Origin of the sequence: Bradyrhizobium sp. 21 (assembly GCF_023073335.1) — a bacterium.
Lineage (GTDB): Bacteria > Pseudomonadota > Alphaproteobacteria > Rhizobiales > Xanthobacteraceae > Bradyrhizobium.
On the sequence record NZ_JADPJG010000008.1, the window covers coordinates 75,778 to 91,301 of the forward strand.

The following is a 15,524-nucleotide window of genomic DNA, read 5'->3' on the forward strand; positions in this document are numbered from 1 at the left end:
TTGAAATCAAGATGGATGGATTTCTGTTAATGCGGATCAGATGCACAGCCAGTTGAATTGCCCTCTGCCGTTGCGGGAAAGGGCGGCGACGACGGCACCGCAAACCCGCTTGGGCGAGGGGTTGGTTCCGTATCGAAAGTCTCTCCGCGGAGAGAGACCCCTCGTCCGGCGCTTGGCGCCACCTTCGCCCACAAGGGGAGACGGGAAGACATCGCGGCGTCAGTCCCTTGCCGTCGCCTTGAGCGCGGCGACGACGTCCTCGCGGGTGATGATTCCGACCAGCTTCTCGGCGCCGTCGAGCACGATGATGCTTCTGATGCGATGCTCGACCATAATTTGGAGCACGCGCGTCAGCCGCGTGTCGGGGCTGACATAGATGAACTCGGGCGTCATGACGTCGCGGATCTTGCGGCTCATCAGGTCCCGATAGCGCGGCAGAATCTGGCTCGGCGTGAAGGCGAAGCATTTCAGGATGTCGAATTTGGTGACGATCCCGACGACTTGCCCGTCATCCTCGACGGGGTAGGAATTGAAATCGTCGGTTTCGAACATCGTGCTGAGCTCGAGCAGATCGTGATCGCGCCGCACCGTCCTCACGCTACGCGTCATGTAGCCATCGACGGTCTGTTCAAGAAATTTGTACATGGCGCGCCCTCCTCGAATAGCTTTTCGCCGGCCGGCCCTCAGTGCGACAGCAGCACGCTGAGAGCGGATTGCGCGACCAGATGCTGGGTGACGCCTCCCAGGATCAGTTCGCGAAACCGCGAATGACCATAGGCGCCCGCAACGATCAGGCCGGCGCCAGCCCTACCGGCGATTTTCTCCAGTTGCGCGGCAGCGGTTTCGCCTTCCACGGACTCCGGGACGCGCGGAACCGCGGTGACGCCGTGACGGGCGAGCCAGGCCGCAACGTCGGTAACGCCGGCCATCGCGGCCGGACGATCGTCATCGCGCTCCAGGATTTCGACAATGGTGACGTCTCTCGCCTTGCGCAGCATCGGCAGCGCGGCGGCCACCGCCCGCCGTGCCTCCGGCGTGTCTTTCCACGCCACCATGACACTGCGCAGGTCGAGCCAGTTGGTCCGGTCGGGGACGACGAGAAGCGGACGGCCGGCCTGCATCACCAGGTCCTTGGGGCTTGCGAGCGCGAACGCGTCGGAGAAAGCCGGGCTCGGCCCGCCGCTGACGATGATGTCGGCGCAGCGCGCCTGCGCCAAAACGAATCGCGCCGGGAAATCCATGGCGCTGCGCCACTCGGCGTGTCCGCCGCGCGTCTTCATGGCGGCGCGAAATTGTGCCTCGAGATCGGCAAGCCGCCGCTTGACGGAAGCTTCACCCTCGTCGATCAGCACTTGCGCCTGGGTGCCGTCGGTGAAATAGAGCGGCGGCGCAAACTGTGCCGCGGCAACCCCGACGATAGCCGCCTCGAATCGCTCGGCGAGTTCGCCCGCGACCTGAAGGCGCGCCTCATTGGACTGGTCGAGCGCCAGGCAGACCATCACGGTCGCGTATGTCATCGGGGATTCTCCAAGAGCGCCATGAACTGGCGCGAAATCTAGCCATCCCGGCGCGGGGGAGGATGAGATAGATCAAATCGCCGGGTACCGGACCCGTAAGACATCCACCAATGGAATCAGACATCCGAACTTGCCTCCGGCCCGGCCTTGGGCGAAATTGCCGCCATGTTCGCGGCACCGGCAAGCCGCAGGATAATGGGAGTCATCGCGTGTCGCCGACCCGTGTAACGCATCCGCCGGACGACGGTCGGGGTGAGCATTTCCGGGTTCGGATCGAAGGATTCGGCGTCGGCACCTGGGATCTCGACCTCACGACGCAGGAATTGGACTGGTCGGATACCGCCAGGAGCCTGCTCGGTATCGAACAGGATCAACCACCGAGCTACGACCTGTTCATGTCACGCCTCGAGCCCAGGGATCGCGAGCGTGTGGAGAGCGCAATCAGGCGCGTGTCCGACGGCGGGGGCGCCTTCGACCTGTCCTTCCGGGTCGCAGCCGCCTCCGGCAACGGGCAGTGGATCCGCGCCCGCGCCGGGCTCATTCGGGACGAGGCCGGGCTCGCCCGTCATCTCAGCGGCATCTTTCTCGACATCGACGCGGAGAAGCAGGTCGAGGAAGCCCTGCGCACTCGCGAGACTCATCTCCGCTCCATCCTGCACACCATTCCGGACGCCATGATCGTCATCGACGGTCGCGGCATCATGCAGCTGTTCAGCACGGCGGCCGAGCGCCTGTTCGGCTGGTCGGAGCAGGAGGCGATCGGCCAGAACGTCCGCATCCTGATGCCGGAGCCGGACCGCACCCGCCACGACAGCTACATTGCGCGCTATCGCACCACCAGCGTTCCGCACATCATCGGCATCGGCCGCATCGTGACCGGCAAGCGCCGCGACGGCACGACTTTTCCGATGCATCTGTCGATCGGCGAGATGCTGTCCGGCGGCGAGCCCTATTTCACCGGCTTCGTCCGTGACCTCACCGAGCACCAGCAGACCCAGGCCCGCCTCCAGGAATTGCAGTCCGAGCTCGTCCATGTCTCGCGGCTGACCGCGATGGGTGAAATGGCCTCCGCGCTCGCCCACGAGATCAACCAGCCGCTGGCGGCGATCAGCAATTACATGAAGGGGTCGCAGCGGCTGCTTGCCGGCAGCACCGATCCGAACACGCAAAAGATCGAAAGTGCGCTGGACCGCGCCTCGGAGCAGGCCGTGCGCGCCGGCCAGATCATCCGGCGCCTGCGCGACTTCGTCTCCCGCGGCGAGTCCGAGAAGCGGGTCGAGAGCCTGTCCAAGCTGATCGAGGAGGCCGGTGCGCTCGGGCTTGCCGGCGCGCGCGAACAGAACGTGCAGCTCCGCTTCAGCCTCGATCCCAACGCCGATCTCGTGCTCGCCGACCGGGTGCAGATCCAGCAGGTGCTGGTCAATCTGTTCCGCAATGCGCTGGAGGCGATGGCACAGTCGCCGCGGCGCGAGCTCGTCGTCGCCAACACCCGCATGGCGGACGACATGATCGAGGTCGAGGTGTCCGACACCGGCTCCGGTTTCCAGGACGACGTCGTGCCCAATCTGTTTCAAACTTTCTTCACGACCAAGGAAACCGGCATGGGCGTGGGACTGTCCATCAGCCGCTCGATCATCGAAGCTCACGGCGGCCGCATGTGGGCCGAGAGCAACGAATCGGGCGGCGCGACCTTCCGCTTCACCTTGCCGGCAACCGACGAGAACTAACCGATGACGACCAAGGGACATGTCTACGTCATCGACGATGACGCCGCGATGCGGGACTCGTTGAACTTCCTGCTGGATGCCGCCGGCTTCGGCGTCACGCTGTACGACAACGCGCAGAGCTTCATTGACGCCCTGCCCGGCCTCGCCTTCGGCTGCGTCGTCTCCGACGTGCGCATGCCGGGCCTCGACGGGATCGAGCTTCTGAAGCGGATGAAAGCTGAGCACAGCCCATTTCCGATCCTGATCATGACCGGTCATGGCGACGTACCGCTCGCGGTCGAGGCGATGAAGCTCGGCGCGGTCGACTTCCTGGAAAAACCGTTCGAGGACGATCGTCTCACCGGCATGATCGAACTGGCGATTCGCGAGGCCGTGCCGGCCGCCAAGAACGATGCCATCGCACAGGACGTCGCCGCCCGCGTCGCCTCCTTGAGCCCGCGCGAACGTCAGGTGATGGAAGGCTTGATATCGGGCCTCTCCAACAAGCTGATCGCCCGCGAATACGACATCAGCCCGCGGACAATCGAGGTGTACCGGGCCAACGTCATGACCAAGATGCAGGCCAACAGCCTCTCGGAGCTGGTCCGGCTCGCGATGCGCGCCGGCATGCTTGAGGATTGAGGCAGGTCAAGCCGCTTTCCCCGCCATGTGCTAACCAGGCGCCATGATTGAGTTCAGCACGGACCATGAGCGGCTTCCAATGTCGTCACCCGCTAAGCCTACTGTCTACGTGGTCGATGATGACGACGCCGTGCTGGTATCCCTGCGATTCCTGTTGGAAACTGACGGCTTCGCCGTGCGGACCTTCAGAAATGCCACGGCGCTCCTCAACGCGACCAGCGCGACCAGCGCGACCAGCGCGACCGGTGCGACCGGTGCGGACTGTTATGTGATCGACTACAAGATGCCCGCCATTGACGGCATTGAGTTGGCCGGCCGCCTCCGTCGATCCTACGGCGACACTCCGGTGATCTTGATGACCGGTTACCCTGACGGCAATATTATTGCTCGCGCAGCCGCGGCAGGCGTCAAGGATGTGGTTGAGAAGCCGCTTCTGGATGAAAATCTGGTCAAGCGCATCCGCCGCGCCATCCGGGACGGCGCGGCAACTGACATACGGGATTCTACCTAGGTAGGCCTCCTTAGGATATCGCCCGAAATTTTCGAAGCCCCCGATACCGCGTAGCAATGCGCCATCACAACGGAGATGGCGCAGATGCTGACCCAGACGCTCAACACCCAGCCGATCAATACCCAAATCGGTGGCAAGATCGCCCCTGCCCATCCCGTCGCCGACCGGTTCGGTGCGATCGCCGGCCATGTTGGCCTGGTCGCGACCGAGTTTTCCTACTGCAAGGAGGAAGAGATCTACGGCGAGGACGAACCGTCTGAGTACGTCTATCAGGTCGTCTCGGGCGCGGTGCGGAGCTACAAGCTTCTCTCCGACGGCCGCCGCCAGATCGGCGCCTTCCACCTTGCCGGCGACGTATTCGGCCTCGAATCCGGCCCCACTCACCGTCTGGCAGCTGAAGCCATCATCGATACCACCGTGCGCCTGGTGAAGCGCGCGAGCCTCGAGCAGGCCGCAGGCGCCGATGTCCTGGTCGCTCGCAAGCTCTGGGCCATAACGGCTTCCGAACTGCGCCATGCCGAGGACCACATGCTGCTTCTGGGCCGCAAAACTGCCATGGAGCGCGTCGCGACTTTCCTGCTCGAAATGGACCGCCGCCTCGCGGTCGCCGGCATGATGGCGCTGCCGATGTGCCGCCGCGATATTGGCGACTATCTTGGCCTCACGCTGGAGACCGTGTCGCGTGCGCTATCGCAGCTTCAGGCTCACGGCATTCTCGGCTTCTCCGGCGCCCGCCAGATCGTATTACGCAACCGCCAGAGCCTGCTCGATATGCATGTCTGAGTCTGACTGACCAAATGGAGCAAACTGCGTTTGACCGAGACCAAAGCGGTTCCCTGCAGGCGCGCCCGCGCCCACTGACGGCGGAGCGGTTTGAGAGGCGCATGCCGACAGGGCTGCGGCCATCATCGGCAGTAACCCAAGCAAACGGAGGTCTTCATGATGCTCAACTCTCAACTCGATGGACCGATGATGCCCTTCCGCTGCAAGTCATCAAAGATCGCGGCGACCGAGTTCGACGCGCTCGCACCATCACCGGCGAGATGATCGCAACGACACGCGGCCTCGGCTTCCGGACCACCGACAGCAAGGGCCAAGCCTCGCTTCTGCTCGCCGCACGGCCTGCGACATCTCTGCGGTATCGAGCTTGCGCATGCTGGCGCATCCGATCCTCAGATCGCCGCCGTGCTCGGGCACTCCACGATGAAGTAGGTGCAGACCTGCCGTGCGCAGGCCAGCCAGTTACTGTTGGCGCGTGGCGCACAGAACCTGCGCGATGCGATGTATCGACAGCAGCTTCACGACGAGCAGATCGCAGTCGCCGGAAACGTGACTAAGCTACGGGCGTAGAACGGAAAAAGGACGCACCGCGAACGCGACAATAAAGCCGGCGGAAAATTTTACTAAGCAGGGGTAAAAATGGATTAAAAACAATGAGGTGGCGGAAGGGGTGGGATTCGAACCCACGGTACCCTTGCAGGTACGCCGGTTTTCAAGACCGGTGCCTTAAACCACTCGGCCACCCTTCCAAGCCCGGAATGGCTGTCGCTTAACGCAGTCGACGGCCCAAGGCAACGCGTAGTTGGCGCCCGCCCCCCTTCCCCGGCACCCGATCTGTCAGGCGAGCGTCAGCCTGTTCCCCTTAGCTTGGACGCCTCAGCCGACACTGACGACATCGCCAGGGCGTCGCCGGTTGCGAGGCCCCGTCTGGAGTCACCTCCGTCCGGGGCCTCGCTTGCTACCCTCAATAGCAAAACGGCGCCCCGTGAGGAGCGCCGCATGGAATTGTTCAAGCTGCGTTGGCTCAATACCCGCAGGACGCGCAGCCCATCTGCACCGGGGCGTAATAGGAATAGCCCGGCTGGACCATCTCGGTGCGCTGGCGCGTGGCGTATTGCGGCGGGATGCGTTCGTACTGGACGGACGGCGGCGCCACCATCACGGTCTGCGGCACCATCACGGTGCGGTACTGCGCGGGCGCGCGGTGCGCCACGACGGCGCCCGGCGAAACCATCACGGTCTCGTCGACGGTGCGGTATTGCGGCTGCACATATTGCTGCTGGTAGCAGGTCGTGCACGGCGGCGGCGTGTAGCAATTGTAGCAGCCGGCGGAGGCAGCACTCGTCATGGAAATCGCAGCGACGGCGGTCGAGAAAACGACAGCAAGAGTACGAGACATTGTGATGGTGCCCCAGTTGCCCGAAATGGATTTGCGAAGGTCGCAAGCAGTATACGCCGCAAAACCTTGCCTTGCCGAAGTTCGTCGGGGCATCCTTAATGCGAACGGCCGGCTTTCGCCGGCCGTTCAGAACTTGTTGACCATGCGCGCGTGGTGCGGACGCAGCAGCGCTCACTTCCCGCGACGCTTCACCTCGCGCACCGCACCGCGTGCGGCGCTGGTGGTGAGCGCGGCGTAAGCCTGCAGCGCGGTCGAGACGTTGCGCTTGCGCGCAGCGGGCTGCCAGGCTGCATCGCCCTTGGCCTCTTCCGCGGCGCGACGATTGGCAAGCTCCTCGTCGGAGACCTCCAGGCTGATGCTGCGGTTCGGGATGTCGATGGCGATGCGGTCGCCGGTCCGCACCAGACCGATGTTGCCGCCTTCGGCCGCTTCCGGCGACAGATGGCCGATCGACAGGCCGGACGAGCCGCCGGAGAAGCGACCGTCGGTGACGAGCGCACAGGCTTTGCCGAGGCCCATCGATTTCAGATAGCTCGTCGGATACAGCATCTCCTGCATGCCGGGGCCGCCGCGCGGGCCTTCGTAGATGATGACGACGATCTCGCCGGCGACGACCTTGCCGCCCAAGATGCCTTCCACCGCCGCGTCCTGGCTTTCGAACACGCGCGCCGGGCCGGAGAACTTCAGGATCGAGGCGTCGACGCCGGCGGTCTTCACGATGCAGCCGTCCTGCGCGAGGTTGCCGTAGAGCACGGCAAGCCCACCGTCCTTGCTGAAGGCGTGCTCGAGATTGCGCACGACGCCCTTCTCGCGATCGGCATCGAGCTCGTCGTAGCGGCGCTCCTGGCTGAAGGCGACCTGGGTGGGGATGCCGCCGGGCGAGGCGCGGAAGAAGGTGCGGACGGACTCGCTCTTCGAGCGCTTGATGTCCCAGCGCTCCAGCGCGTCGTGCATGGTCGGCGCATGCACGGTCGAGACCGACGTGTCGATCAGGCCGGCGCGGTCGAGCTCACCCAGGATGCCCATGATGCCGCCGGCGCGATGCACGTCCTCGACATGGACGTCGGCGACCGAAGGCGCGACCTTGCACAGCACGGGCACGCGGCGCGAGAGGCGATCGATGTCCTGCATGGTGAAGGCGACCTGCCCTTCATGGGCGGCCGCGAGCAGATGCAGCACGGTGTTGGTGGAGCCGCCCATGGCGATATCCAGCGTCATCGCGTTCTCGAACGCCTTGAAGTTCGCGACATTGCGCGGCAGCACGCTCGCATCGTCCTGCTCATAGTGCCGTCGCACGATATCGACGATGGTGTGGCCGGCCTCGACGAACAGGCGCTTGCGGTCGGCGTGGGTTGCGACCACGGTGCCATTGCCGGGCAGCGCCAGGCCGAGCGCCTCGGTCAGGCAGTTCATCGAATTGGCGGTGAACATGCCCGAGCAAGAGCCGCAGGTCGGGCACGCCGAGCGCTCGATCACCTTGACGTCCTCGTCGCTGACCTTGGAGTCGGCGGCCGCGACCATGGCATCGATGAGGTCGACGGCCTTGGTCTTGCCCTGCAGCGTCACCTTGCCGGCCTCCATCGGCCCGCCCGAGACGAATACCGCGGGGATGTTGAGCCGCAACGCGGCCATCAGCATGCCGGGCGTGATCTTGTCGCAGTTGGAGATGCAGACCATGCCGTCGGCGCAATGGGCGTTGACCATGTACTCGACGCTGTCGGCGATCAGCTCGCGCGACGGCAGGCTGTAGAGCATGCCGTCATGGCCCATGGCGATGCCGTCGTCGACCGCGATGGTGTTGAATTCCTTGGCGACGCCGCCGGCCTGCTCGATCTCGCGTGCGACGAGCTGGCCGAGGTCCTTGAGATGGACGTGGCCGGGCACGAACTGGGTGAAGGAATTGACGACCGCGATGATCGGCTTGCCAAAATCGCCGTCCTTCATGCCCGTCGCGCGCCAGAGGCCGCGAGCGCCCGCCATGTTGCGGCCGTGGGTGGTGGTACGGGAGCGATAGGCTGGCATGGCGGTTTCCGTCCTCGGTTTGGCGGGTCGGGCGGCAAAATTGCGAAGCCGCCTCAGGCCTTTGTGGCCGGATAGCGCACGGAATGGGCGCGTGCAACGGGAACTTGGGTCTGACAGGGCCGGATCGGCCCTGCGCAGGCCTCCCCTGCTCCCGGCGCGGTCTATCGCGAGCGTTCCCCGCACGCAGCGCAGCGTGCCATAAGCGCGTTTACGCGCGTCTTCGACACGCTATGGCGCTGCAGAACCGAGCTCCAGAAGTTGAGGCGACATCGGTCCCGGATCGCCGCGCGCTCAGGGCGCGCTTGTCCGGGACACGAGATCTGAGGGCCTATTGCAGGGTCGGATCGAGGCGGTCGCGCAGCCAGTCGCCGATCACGGACACCGCCAGCGTGGTCACGACGATCGTGGCCGCCGGCGCCAGCATGATCCAGGGCGCCCGGGTCAGATACTCGCGGCCGTAGCCGACCATGTTGCCGAGGCTGGTCATCGGCGGCTGCACGCCGAGGCCGAGGAAGGACAGGCCTGATTCCATCAGGATCACCTCGGGGAAGACCAGCGTGGTCGAGACGATCAGCGTCGAGGCAATGTTGGGGAGGATGTGGCGCAGATAAATCCGCGCCGGGCTCGCGCCGAGCTGGCGGACCGCAGCCGCGTAGCCCTGCGCATTGGCGGAGATGGCAAGCCCGCGCGCAATGCGGGCATATCGCTCCCAGCCAAAAAATCCCATCAGGCCGATCAGCAGCGGCAGCGAGTTGCCGAAGAAGGCGAGCACCGCGAGCGCCATGATCAGGAAGGGCATGCTGGCCTGAAAATCGGACAGCATCAGCACGAATTGCTCGACGAACCCGCGAAAATGCGCGGCGAGGAAGCCGAGCGTAGTGCCGACGATGGCTGAGATCGCGGTCGCGCCGAACGCGATCAGGAGCGAGATGCGGATGGAGACGAGCAGCCTTGAAAGCACGTCCCGGCCGAGCTCGTCGGTGCCGAGCCAATGCGCGACATTGCCGGGCGCCGACAGCCGGTTGCGCAGATCAAGTTGGGTGAAGGCGTAGGGCGCGATCTTCTCGGCGAAGGCCGCGATCACCAGCATCGCGACGATCCACGTCATCGCGAGCACGACCGAGACCGGAACGGCCGGAAAGCTGATGCGGCGGCGGGCGCTAGATTCTAGTTTTAACGCGTTTTCTTTACGCGAACCGGAATCCACTTCGCTTGAAAACGCTTTGGCGTCCTTCAGCGTTGCGTCGGTCATGCATGCGCTCCTTTGGCGCGCAGGCGCGGGTCGAGGAAGCCGTAGAGGAAATCGACAACCAGATTGGACGTGACCATGGTCATCGCGACCAGCAGCAAAATGCATTGCACGACGGCGAGGTCGCGGTTGGCGACGGCGACCACAAGCAGGCGCCCTACTCCCGGCCAGGCAAACACGCTCTCGACCACGACCGCACCCGCAATCAGCGTGCCCACCATGAAGCCCAAAATGGTGACGGTCGGGATCGCCGCGTTCGGCAGCGCGTGCGACGTCACGACTTTTCGCCAGGGCACGCCCTTGGCCGAGGCGGTGCGGATATAGGGCTGGCCCAGCACCTCGAGCATGGCGCTGCGGGTGAAGCGCGCCAGCACCGCGGCGCCGCCGAGGCTGAGGGTCACGATGGGCAGGATGGCGTGACGCCAGCTGTCCTGCCCGCCCGACGGCAGCCAGCCGAGCTGCACGGCGAAAACCAGCACAAGCAGCAGCGCAAGGACGAAGCTCGGCACGGTGAAGCCGGCCACCGCCGTCATCATCACGGCCCGATCGATTCCCGAACCCCGGTGCAGGGCCGCATAGATCCCGGCGGGAATGCCGAGTGCGACCTTGAACGCGAAGGCCGGCAAGGTCAGCGCCAGCGTTGCCGGGATTCGCTCCAGCACCAGCTCGATCGCAGGCCGCCCGTCACGCATGGAGCGGCCGAGTTCGCCCTTGGCGATGGCGCCGAAGTAATCGAGATACTGAAACCAGATGGGATCATCGAGGCCCCAGGCCTTGCGGAAGGCGGCGAGGACTTCCGGCGGCGCTTCCGGTCCCAAAATCATCAGCGCGGGATCGCCGGAGAGACGCAGCACCACGAAGGCAAAGGTGACGACGAGCACGATCGTCAGGGCCGCGCGTCCGATCCGAATGGCGAAATAGCGCCCCATCACGCCGCGTCCCGCGTCTCGGCCTGCGGCCCAGTCACGAGGTGGCAGGCAACCTGTCTATTACTTCCCACAGCTGAGAGGATCGGTGTCTCCGTCGCACAGCGCGCGATCGCGCCCGGGCAACGCGGATGAAAGGCGCATCCCTGGGGCCGCGCAGCCGGGTTCGGCGGATCGCCCGCCAGCACGATGCGGCCGGCGCTGCGGCGGCCAGGTGCCGGCGACGCCGAGACCAGCGCCTGCGTATAGGGATGTTCGGGCCGCGCGAATAGATCATCGGCGCCGCCGATCTCGACGATGCGGCCGAGATACATCACGGCGACCACGTTGCTGATCTGGCGGACAACGCGCAAATCGTGGCTGATGAACAGAAGCGTCAATCCGAGCTGGGCCTGGAGATCGCTGAGCAAATTCACCACCTGCGCCTGGATCGAGACGTCAAGCGCGCTGACCGGCTCGTCGCAGACGAGGAAATCGGGTTTGGTCGCCAGCGCCCGCGCCAGCACGATGCGCTGGCGCTGTCCGCCGGAGAGCGCGCCCGGATAGCGCCCGCCATGCGCGGGTGACAGCTCGACCGCGCGCAGCAATTCGCGGACACGGTCCTCGCGCTCGGGGGGCGTACCGAGACCGTGAATGTCCAGGGGTTCGCGGATTTGGGCTGCGACCGGCAACCGCCGGTCCAGCGCCCCCAGCGGGTCCTGAAAGATCATCTGCATGCGCGCGCGTTGCGCACGCCATGCAGGCGTTGCGAGCGTGGCCATCGGCTTGCCGTCGAACCGCACCTCGCCGCTGTCAGGTGGCTCGAGGCCGAGCACGATACGGCCGGTGGTCGACTTTCCCGAGCCGGACTCGCCGACGAGGCCCAGCGTTTCGCCCCTGGGAATCATCAGCGACACGCCATCGACCGCATGAACGGCGGTGCTGCGGCCAAACATTCCGGAGCGCATGCTGTAGCTGCGCGAAATCGAGGACACCTCGACGAGCGGACTGTTCATTCGGCGGCGATCCCAAGCAGCGCGCGGCGCGAAGCCTCGGCGCGGATGCACGCGACGGAGCGGTCGTCCGCGATAGGCGCCAGCGTCGGGGTCGCGAGACGGCACGGCTCCGCCGCCAGCTCGCAACGCGGCGCGAAGGCGCATCCATCAGGCATGCTGGCGGGATCGGGCACCGTTCCGGGAATAGCGGTCAGGCGACGCCTCGGCCCGTCGAGTGGCGGCAGCGCGCCGATCAGGCCCTGCGCATAGGGATGGACGGGATCGGCGAACAGCTGGTGGGCCGGCGCCTCCTCGACGATGCGGCCGGCATACATCACGGCAACGCGGTCGCAGTTTTCCGCGACGACCCCGAGATCGTGGCTGATCAGCACCATCGCCATGCCCGTCTCGCGGCGGATCGAAGAGAGCAGCTCCAGGATCTGCGCCTGAATGGTCGCGTCCAGCGCGGTGGTCGGCTCGTCCGCGATCAACAGGTCGGGATTCCCGGCGAGCGCCATCGCGATCATGATGCGCTGAACCTGACCGCCGGAGAATTCATGCGGATAGGCGGACAGCCGCCGCGCCGCATCGGGAATGCCGACGAGATCGAGCAGCCGCCGCGCTTCCGCCTTCACCGCGTCGCCCGTGAGATCGCGATGCAACGCCAGCGCCTCGCAGAGCTGCTTGCGGATGCTCAGCACCGGATTGAGCGCGCTCGCGGGGTCCTGAAAAATCATGGCGACGCGCCCGCCCCTGACATGGTCGAGCTCGGAAGCCGGCGCGGCGAGGATTTCACGCCCGTCAAGCAGCACCGAGCCAGAGATCTTCGCGTGCCTTGGCAACAGGCCCAGCGCAGCGAGCCACGTCACCGACTTGCCGGAGCCGGATTCGCCGACGAGGCCGAGGGCCTCGCCCTTCTGCAAGCTGAGAGCGACGCCGCGCAACACGGGCACGCCGTTGAAGGCGACGCTCAGGTCCCGGATGCTGACCAGCGGCATCACCGATCAGGCCTCGAAATTGCCGGCGCGGAAATCCATCGCGAACGCGGGGGCCGCCTTCCACTTGATCGACTTCGGCTTGGCGGTGAAGGTCGCGTTTTGGTGCAGCACCGTGTAGGCGGGGTCTTCGCGCTCGGCGATCTCCAGCATGCGGCGGAACGCCTTCTTGCGGGCGGCACGGTCGATCGAGGTCTCCAGAAACTCAGAGAGCGTGTTCAGCTCGGCATTGCTCCACTCGCCGATCTGCTGCTGCTGGCCATTCGGGCCGTGCTGGGCCACCAGCGACGAGACCGGATCGTTGAAGGCCGCAGAGTTCGACCAGTCGCGCACCGCGCGGGTCGGTGCCCGCTCCATGATCTGCGACCAGTTCTCCTTGGTCTCGATCTGCACGTTGAGCCCGACCGACTTCCACATCTCGACCAGCACCTGCGCGGTCGCGACCTGGTTGGTGTAGTAATTGTTGAGCAGGCGATAGGGAATGGGATCGCCCTTGTAGTTGGCCTGCTTCAGCAGGTCCTGCGCAACCTTGGGATCATAGGCCGGCACGTTCCAGTCGGCATTGAACATGTCGCCATAGAATTCCCACTGAAGGCCCTTCGGGACGCGGGTGCGGCCGGCCCACAGACTGTCGACGATGGCCTGGCGGTCGATCGAATGGGTGAAGGCGCGTCTTACAAGCGGATTGGCGAGCTGGGCGTGGTTCTTATCGAACACGGTCAGGCGGTGATTGAGGATGGTGCCGCCCTGCACTTCGAACGCGGCGTTCTTCTCGATGCCGGCGATCTGGTCCGGCGGGATGTCGCAGGCGAACTGGTATTCACCCGACAGCAGCCCGTTGATGCGGCTCGCGACCTCGGGCACTTCGAGGAAGCGGATGCGCTTGAGCGGCGGCCGACCTCCCCAATATTCGTCATGCGCTTCCAGCGTCAGCGACACGTCGGGCTTGAGCTCGACGACCTTGTAGGGGCCGGTCGTAACAGGCTTGCGCGCCCAATCCAGATAGCTCGCGGATTCGGCCCAGGCGCGGCGGTTGGCGATGTCGGAGCCATAACGCGACAGCCGGCCCTCGATGGTGACGTCGGGCGTCGCGTTGTAGAAGCGCACCGTGTACTTGTCGACGGCATCGACGCGAACGAGATCCGGCCAGATGCGGCGGGCAACGGCCGGCACATCAGGCGGCAGCTCCTTGCCGGGCTTCGGCATCGGGATCTTCTCAAACGCCTGGATGGTGGAGCGGCTCTTGGCCTCGGTCTCGCCGAACATGCGCTCGCGGCTGAAGGTGAAGACGACGTCTTCGGCCGTGAGTTCGTCGCCATTGTGGAACTTCACGCCCTGGCGCAGTTTCACCTCGACGGTCTGGTCGTCGATGCGACGCCACTCGGTCGCAAGCCCCGGGACGGCCTCGAGGCTGCCACGCCAGTTCTTGGAGATCAGGCCTTCCCAGATCGAGGAGAAGAACACGCGCTCGCCAACATTGGACTGCTCGCGCAGCACGTCGAGCACGTTGGAGTTCGTGACCTTCTGCACGGCGATCGTCACCGACGGACGGTTGTCGGCCTGTCCGATGGCAAAGCGCGGCAGCAAAAAGGTGCCGGCAGCAGCGCCGCCGGATTTCAGGATGCTGCGACGGGTAAGCTTGCTCATGACGATAATCCCCTGCCCTGTGTGATGTCGATTATTCAGCGAGACCGAGCGCGGTGAGATGCGCAGCACCAGCGCGGACGTCGTCGTGATTGCGCAGTTCGAGGATCAGCCGCGGGTTGGAATTCAGCCGGCCCAGCGCGCGGAACAATGCGACCCACGGGATATTGCCCTCGCCCGGGGCCCAGTGCCGGTCGGCAAAGCCGTCGGTGTCCTGCAGATGGACGTGCGTCAGCATGTCGCCGGCGGTTTCGACGTAGTAGTCGACCGGCGGCGCGCCGGTGGAGATGTGCGCGTAATTGGCGTGGCCAGTGTCGAGGGAGACGCGCACCTTGCTGCTTTCGAGCGCCTTGGCGAGGCGCACGCGATCGCGTGGATCCTTGTCCTCGATGTTCTCGATGACGATCTCGCAGCCGATGGTTTCAGCGCGCATGATCACCTCGGCGAGTGTCGCCTTGACGCGTTCGACGAGATTGCCACGGGTGTCCGGATAGAGATCGAGATTGTTGTGGTCCCAGGTCGTGAACGGCGAATGGATCACCATCTGCGTTGCGCCGAGGAATTCCGCTGCTTCGAGGCCCTGAAGCAGGCGCTTCGTCACGACCTGGCGGATCATCGGATCATGGCTGTCGATCTTGAAACCCCAGAACGGGCCGTGGATGCCGAGCCGGCCGGTATGGCCTGAGAGCATCTGCTTGATCTCGGCGGCCGTGCTGCGCCAGTCGCTATCGAGCAGGTCGGCGCGGAAGAAATCCTGGATTTCGAGATCACGCTGCCGTTCCAGAAGCCAGTCGCGGTGGGTGGGGATTGATCTGATGGACAGTGCGGCACCCAACACCGGCTTCGACATGGCTTGCTCCCTTGGCCGTCAACGATGACGGGAGCAGCGCTAGACCAGTTCAATGACAGGCCGGTGAATGCAGGTTCCGAAGCGCTGAGGAGATGTGGACATCTCGAGAGCGCGTGCATCACGCGTGCATCGAATTCAGGCAGTACGATCGAACCGAATGCGGACGAACGCATATGCCTGCAGCATCCGATACGTTCGTATCCGTAGTGATCCGGAATGGAATCCTATTCTGATGTCGCGTACATCGCGGGGCATCGATCGGCGGCCTTCCAAGGGCATCACCCTCTGATCGCGCACCACGGGGTTGGG

14 protein-coding genes and 1 tRNA gene are annotated in these 15,524 nt (G+C 65.0%); 4 read left to right on the forward strand and 11 right to left on the reverse strand.

Features of this window, described 5'->3' with window-relative positions; all coding sequences use genetic code 11:
- Nucleotides 1–219: 219 nt before the first annotated feature.
- Nucleotides 220–645: a CBS domain-containing protein gene (locus tag IVB31_RS12225; RefSeq protein WP_247322297.1), complete on the reverse strand. Its 426-nt coding sequence runs from the start codon at nucleotides 643–645 to the stop codon at nucleotides 220–222.
- Nucleotides 646–683: 38 nt separating this feature from the next.
- The gene (locus IVB31_RS12230; RefSeq protein ID WP_247322299.1) at nucleotides 684–1,517 is read right to left on the reverse strand and encodes a universal stress protein; all 834 of its coding nucleotides are present in this window, start codon (nucleotides 1,515–1,517) and stop codon (nucleotides 684–686) included.
- Between the two features lie 209 nt (nucleotides 1,518–1,726).
- Between IVB31_RS12230 and fixL the strand changes: the two genes are divergently transcribed.
- The 4 genes from fixL to IVB31_RS12250 all read left to right on the forward strand — a co-directional run bounded on the left by fixL (nucleotide 1,727) and on the right by IVB31_RS12250 (nucleotide 5,159).
- Nucleotides 1,727–3,244: a sensor protein FixL gene (fixL, locus tag IVB31_RS12235; RefSeq protein ID WP_247322302.1), complete on the forward strand. Its 1,518-nt coding sequence runs from the start codon at nucleotides 1,727–1,729 to the stop codon at nucleotides 3,242–3,244.
- Between the two features lie 3 nt (nucleotides 3,245–3,247).
- Complete coding sequence (gene fixJ, locus IVB31_RS12240; protein WP_247322304.1) at nucleotides 3,248–3,865, forward strand: response regulator FixJ; 618 nt, start codon at nucleotides 3,248–3,250, stop codon at nucleotides 3,863–3,865.
- A 43-nt stretch (nucleotides 3,866–3,908) separates the two neighbouring features.
- Nucleotides 3,909–4,376: a response regulator gene (locus tag IVB31_RS12245; protein ID WP_247322306.1), complete on the forward strand. Its 468-nt coding sequence runs from the start codon at nucleotides 3,909–3,911 to the stop codon at nucleotides 4,374–4,376.
- An 84-nt stretch (nucleotides 4,377–4,460) separates the two neighbouring features.
- Nucleotides 4,461–5,159, forward strand: a complete 699-nt coding sequence (locus tag IVB31_RS12250; RefSeq protein ID WP_247322661.1) for a helix-turn-helix domain-containing protein — start codon at nucleotides 4,461–4,463, stop codon at nucleotides 5,157–5,159.
- A gap of 656 nt (nucleotides 5,160–5,815) precedes the next feature.
- Here IVB31_RS12250 and IVB31_RS12255 read toward each other — a convergent pair.
- The 9 genes from IVB31_RS12255 to IVB31_RS12295 all read right to left on the reverse strand — a co-directional run bounded on the left by IVB31_RS12255 (nucleotide 5,816) and on the right by IVB31_RS12295 (nucleotide 15,215).
- Nucleotides 5,816–5,905 (reverse strand) — tRNA-Ser (locus tag IVB31_RS12255).
- A 275-nt stretch (nucleotides 5,906–6,180) separates the two neighbouring features.
- A complete protein-coding gene (locus IVB31_RS12260) occupies nucleotides 6,181–6,504 on the reverse strand; it encodes a hypothetical protein (RefSeq protein WP_247322308.1) in 324 nt (107 codons plus the stop codon).
- Between the two features lie 222 nt (nucleotides 6,505–6,726).
- Nucleotides 6,727–8,577 (reverse strand): dihydroxy-acid dehydratase, encoded by a 1,851-nt coding sequence (ilvD, locus tag IVB31_RS12265; RefSeq protein WP_247322310.1) that lies wholly within the window; start codon nucleotides 8,575–8,577, stop codon nucleotides 6,727–6,729.
- 328 nt (nucleotides 8,578–8,905) lie between these two features.
- Nucleotides 8,906–9,829 (reverse strand): ABC transporter permease, encoded by a 924-nt coding sequence (locus IVB31_RS12270; protein WP_247322312.1) that lies wholly within the window; start codon nucleotides 9,827–9,829, stop codon nucleotides 8,906–8,908.
- A complete protein-coding gene (locus tag IVB31_RS12275; protein ID WP_247322313.1) occupies nucleotides 9,826–10,755 on the reverse strand; it encodes an ABC transporter permease in 930 nt (309 codons plus the stop codon). The genes IVB31_RS12270 and IVB31_RS12275 overlap by 4 nt, the downstream gene beginning before the upstream one ends.
- Nucleotides 10,755–11,747 (reverse strand): ABC transporter ATP-binding protein, encoded by a 993-nt coding sequence (locus tag IVB31_RS12280; RefSeq protein ID WP_247322315.1) that lies wholly within the window; start codon nucleotides 11,745–11,747, stop codon nucleotides 10,755–10,757. Before IVB31_RS12280 ends, IVB31_RS12275 begins: the two co-directional genes overlap by 1 nt.
- Nucleotides 11,744–12,727 carry an ABC transporter ATP-binding protein gene (locus IVB31_RS12285; protein WP_247322318.1) on the reverse strand — a complete coding sequence of 328 codons (984 nt, stop codon included), beginning with the start codon at nucleotides 12,725–12,727 and terminating at the stop codon, nucleotides 11,744–11,746. Before IVB31_RS12285 ends, IVB31_RS12280 begins: the two co-directional genes overlap by 4 nt.
- A gap of 3 nt (nucleotides 12,728–12,730) precedes the next feature.
- Nucleotides 12,731–14,368 (reverse strand): ABC transporter substrate-binding protein, encoded by a 1,638-nt coding sequence (locus tag IVB31_RS12290; protein ID WP_247322320.1) that lies wholly within the window; start codon nucleotides 14,366–14,368, stop codon nucleotides 12,731–12,733.
- A gap of 31 nt (nucleotides 14,369–14,399) precedes the next feature.
- Nucleotides 14,400–15,215: a sugar phosphate isomerase/epimerase family protein gene (locus IVB31_RS12295; protein ID WP_247322322.1), complete on the reverse strand. Its 816-nt coding sequence runs from the start codon at nucleotides 15,213–15,215 to the stop codon at nucleotides 14,400–14,402.
- Between the last annotated feature and the right edge of the window lie 309 nt (nucleotides 15,216–15,524).